The organism is Paenibacillus sp., assembly GCF_035645235.1.
In the GTDB taxonomy this organism is placed as follows: domain Bacteria; phylum Bacillota; class Bacilli; order Paenibacillales; family YIM-B00363; genus Paenibacillus_AE.
On sequence record NZ_DASQMZ010000213.1, the window covers coordinates 1 to 3822 of the forward strand.

6 protein-coding genes are annotated in these 3822 nt (G+C 59.0%); all 6 read left to right on the forward strand.

Translation table 11 applies throughout. From position 1 onward, the window contains the following. Positions 1 to 515: NADH-quinone oxidoreductase subunit C (locus VEZ38_RS20205; RefSeq protein ID WP_324896767.1), on the forward strand; the 515-nt coding region annotated here is incomplete at its 5' end. Positions 516 to 521: 6 nt separating this feature from the next. Next, positions 522 to 1625, forward strand: coding sequence for an NADH-quinone oxidoreductase subunit D (locus VEZ38_RS20210; RefSeq protein WP_324896769.1), 1104 nt, complete (start codon positions 522 to 524; stop codon positions 1623 to 1625). Further along, positions 1625 to 2629, forward strand: a complete 1005-nt coding sequence (gene nuoH / locus VEZ38_RS20215; RefSeq protein ID WP_324896771.1) for an NADH-quinone oxidoreductase subunit NuoH — start codon at positions 1625 to 1627, stop codon at positions 2627 to 2629. The genes VEZ38_RS20210 and nuoH overlap by 1 nt, the downstream gene beginning before the upstream one ends. A gap of 24 nt (positions 2630 to 2653) precedes the next feature. Further along, complete coding sequence (nuoI, locus tag VEZ38_RS20220) at positions 2654 to 3106, forward strand: NADH-quinone oxidoreductase subunit NuoI (protein WP_324896773.1); 453 nt, start codon at positions 2654 to 2656, stop codon at positions 3104 to 3106. Between the two features lies 1 nt (position 3107). Continuing rightward, positions 3108 to 3620: an NADH-quinone oxidoreductase subunit J gene (locus VEZ38_RS20225; protein ID WP_324896775.1), complete on the forward strand. Its 513-nt coding sequence runs from the start codon at positions 3108 to 3110 to the stop codon at positions 3618 to 3620. Beyond that, a partial coding sequence (gene nuoK, locus VEZ38_RS20230; protein WP_324896777.1) for an NADH-quinone oxidoreductase subunit NuoK occupies positions 3617 to 3822 on the forward strand: 206 nt, incomplete at its 3' end. The genes VEZ38_RS20225 and nuoK, both read left to right, overlap by 4 nt.

The following is a 3822-nucleotide window of genomic DNA, read 5'->3' on the forward strand; positions in this document are numbered from 1 at the left end:
AGGGCGACGCAGAACCGCCGAAGCCGAAGGAGCCGTCGAAGAACCAGCCGTTCCTCGAACGCGTCTCGGCATTGATCGGCGAGCTCGTCGGTCCGGACGCGATCGAGAAGGCCGAAATCAACGAGAAGAGCGGCGAGCTGCCGACGCTCACCGTGAACGCGGAGAAGTGGTTCAAGACGGCGGAAACGTTGAAAATGAACCCCGAGCTGTCCATGAACTACCTGCGCAACCTGTCCGGCGTCGATCAGGAGACGCATCTCGAAGTCGTCTACCATCTGCTGAACCTGACGACGAAGCGCGAGGTGTGCGTCAAGGTGAAGGCGGACAGGGAACGCCCCGTCGTGCCGTCCGTGACGCCGCTCTGGTCGACGGCCGATTGGAACGAACGGGAAGTATACGACCTGCTCGGCGTCGATTTCCCGGGACATCCGGACCTCAGGCGCATCATGATGTCCGACGATTGGGTCGGGCATCCGCTGCGCAAAGACTACGAACCGCTGGACCCGGAGGTGTAAGGGCACATGGCCTTGAGAACCGAAGAATTGCTGTTGAACGTAGGCCCTCAGCATCCTAGCACGCACGGCGTCTTTCGGATCGTCGTCAAGCTCGACGGCGAGATTATTAAAGAAGCGACGCCGGTCATGGGATACCTCCATCGAGGGACGGAAAAGCTGGCCGAAAACCTGACCTATACGCAAATCATCCCGTACACGGACCGCATGGACTACGTCTCGGCGATGACGAATAACTACGTGCTGTGCCACACGGTCGAGAAGCTGATGGAGCTCGAAATCCCCGAGCGGGCCGAATATTTGCGCCTGATCGTCATGGAGCTGCAGCGCATCGCCTCCCACCTCGTTTGGTGGGGCACGTATTTGCTCGATATCGGCGCGATGAGCCCGTTCTTGTACGCGTTCCGCGACCGGGAGAAAATAATCGATATGTTCAATGAGCTGTGCGGCGCGCGGCTGACGTACTTCTACATGCGCATCGGCGGCGTGAAATGGGACGCGCCCGAGGGCTGGATCCAGAAGGTGCGGGATTTCGTTCCTTACATGCGCGAGAAGCTGAAGGAGTACGACAATCTCGTGAGCGGCAACGAAATTTTCTTGTCGCGGATCAAGGGCGTAGGACAGTACGACGCCCAGACGGCGATCGACTACGGCCTCAGCGGCGCGAACTTGCGATGCACGGGCGTGAAGTGGGATTTGCGGAAGGATCAGCCGTACAGCCTATACGAAAAATTCGACTTCGACGTGCCGGTCGGACGCAACGGAGATTGCTACGACCGTTATTTGTGCCGTCTCGCCGAAATCGAGCAGAGCCTGCGAATCTTGGAGCAAGCAGTGGATAGCTTTCCTGGCGACGGCCCGGTCATGGGCAAGGTGCCGCGCGTCGTGCGTGCGCCGGAGGGCGAGATTTATTCGGCGATCGAGTCGCCGCGCGGGGAGATCGGCTGTTACATCGTCTCCCGCGGGAAGGATAAGCCGTTCCGCTTGAAGTTCCGCCGCCCTTCGTTCGTCAATCTGCAAATTTTGCCGAAGCTGCTCGTCGGCGAATCGATGACGAACCTCGTTACGATCTTGGGCGCGACCGATATCGTCGTCGGGGAGGTTGATGGCTGATGCAAACCTACTTCGAAAACCCGCTCTCCTGGACCGGGTTTTTCACCATGCTGGCCGTCGGCGTGCTCATGCTGCTGATCGTGCTCGGCTTCGTCACGTATGCGATCTACTTCGAACGCAAGGTCATCGGGTACATGCAGCTGCGTCCGGGACCGAACCGTGTCGGCCCGTTCGGCCTGCTGCAATCGGTCGCGGACGTCGCGAAGCTGCTGATCAAGGAAGACACGATTCCGGCGAAGGCGGACCGCGCTCTGTTCATTCTCGCGCCGGCCATCGCGTTCGTGCCTTCGTTCGCCGTTATCGCGACGCTGCCGTACACGAGCAACTTATATGCGGCCGACCTGAACGTGGGCCTGTTGTACTACGGCGCCCTCACCAGCATTTCGACGCTCGGCATCGTGCTCGGAGGTTGGGCGTCCAACAATAAATACTCGCTGCTCGGGGGCATGCGTTCCGCCGCGCAGATGATTTCGTACGAGGTGCCGCTCATTCTGTCGATGGTCGGCGTGATCATGCTGTCCGGCAGCCTCAACCTGCGTACGATCGTCGAAGGCCAAGCGGGCGGGTTCTGGCAGTGGAACATTTTCCCGCAAATCATCGCGTTCGGCGTCTTCGTCATCGCGGCGATTTCCGAGCTGAACCGGACGCCGTTCGACTTGCCGGAGGCGGAGTCCGAGCTTGTCGCGGGGTACCACGTCGAGTACAGCGGCTTCCGATTCGCCTTCTTCATGCTGGCGGAATACGTGTACGTTTTCGCGATCGCGGCGCTTACTACGGTATTGTTCTTAGGCGGCTGGCATGCGCCGATTCCGGCGCTGTCGTTCATCCCGGAGCTGCTGTGGTTCTTAATTAAATTTTCGGCCGTGGTGTTCGTCTTGTTCTGGCTGCGGGCGACGATGCCGCGCATTCGGATCGACCAGCTGATGGGCCTCGCGTGGAAATACTTGCTGCCGATCGCGCTCGTCAACATCTTCCTCACGGCGCTCGTCAAGGAACTCTGGTAACGCCAGCAGAATGGAGGGGTACACATGAAAGGTATTGCGAAAGGCTTAGGCGTCACGCTCAAGAGCTTCACGAAAGAAAAAGTGACCTACGCTTATCCCGACGTGCCGATGAACATGCCCGACCGGTTCCGCGGCGTGCAGCATTTCGATCCGGACAAGTGCATCGTCTGCAACCAATGCGCCCGCGTCTGCCCGACGGAATGCATCACGCTGACGGGCAAGCCGAATCCGGACCCGGAAAAGAAGGGCAAAGTGATCGATACGTACGACATTAACTTCGAAATATGCATCTTGTGCGATCTATGCACGGAGGTGTGCCCGACCGAAGCGATTGTCATGACGAACAACTTCGAGCTGGCGACGTACAGCCGCGACGACCTGTTCAAAAACATGGAGTGGCTGAACGACAACAACACGAACATTCGGAGCGAGAACAGCAAAAATCTGACGCCTGCCGCCAAGGGAGGGGCCAATTGACATGTCGTTCTTGACAGGCGAATTGGTCGCCTTCTTCATCTTTGCGTTACTGATTATCGGCGGTGCGATCTTTATGATCAGCTTCACCAAAGTCGTACACATGGTCGTGTCGCTCGCGTTCGCGTTCCTGAGCCTCGGCGGCTTGTACGTTCTGCTCGAGGCGGAATTCGTCGCGTTCGTGCAGATCCTCATCTACGCCGGCGCGGTTTCGATTCTAATGATTTTCGGAATTATGCTGACGAAGCACGAGGAGAGCGACGAGGAACCGCCGTGGACGGCGCACGAGACGCTGTCGGCGATCGGCTGCGTCGCGTTGTTCGGCGTTTTGTTCTTCGCCATCCAGAGCGCAGACCTGCCGAACGGCGCGGCGTTCGATCCGGGCGCGGACAACACGCGGGCGATCGGGGAAATCATCTTCACCGAGCGGGTGCTGCCGTTCGAGCTGGTGTCGGTGCTGCTGACCGTCGCCTTCATCGGCGCGATCGTGCTCGCGAGAAGGGAGGAAGGGCAATGACCGTCGACTTGGCCTCTTCTTACCTGACGCTGGCGGCGATTTTGTTTTGCATCGGGCTGTTCGGCGCGCTGACAAAGCGCAACGCGGTCATCGTGCTGCTCTCGATCGAGCTGATGCTGAACGCCGTCAACTTAAATCTAGTCGCGCTCTCGAAGTACGGCGTCGTGCCGTCGTTGACCGGCCAAGTGTTTTCGCTCTTTAC

Bases quoted from the DNA above. Each gene is read 5' to 3' on its own strand.
- VEZ38_RS20210 (WP_324896769.1), top strand. From the start codon at position 522: ATGGCCTTGAGAACCGAAGAATTGCTGTTGAACGTAGGCCCTCAGCAT.
- nuoH (WP_324896771.1), top strand. From the start codon at position 1,625: ATGCAAACCTACTTCGAAAACCCGCTCTCCTGGACCGGGTTTTTCACC.
- nuoI (WP_324896773.1), top strand. From the start codon at position 2,654: ATGAAAGGTATTGCGAAAGGCTTAGGCGTCACGCTCAAGAGCTTCACG.
- VEZ38_RS20225 (WP_324896775.1), top strand. From the start codon at position 3,108: ATGTCGTTCTTGACAGGCGAATTGGTCGCCTTCTTCATCTTTGCGTTA.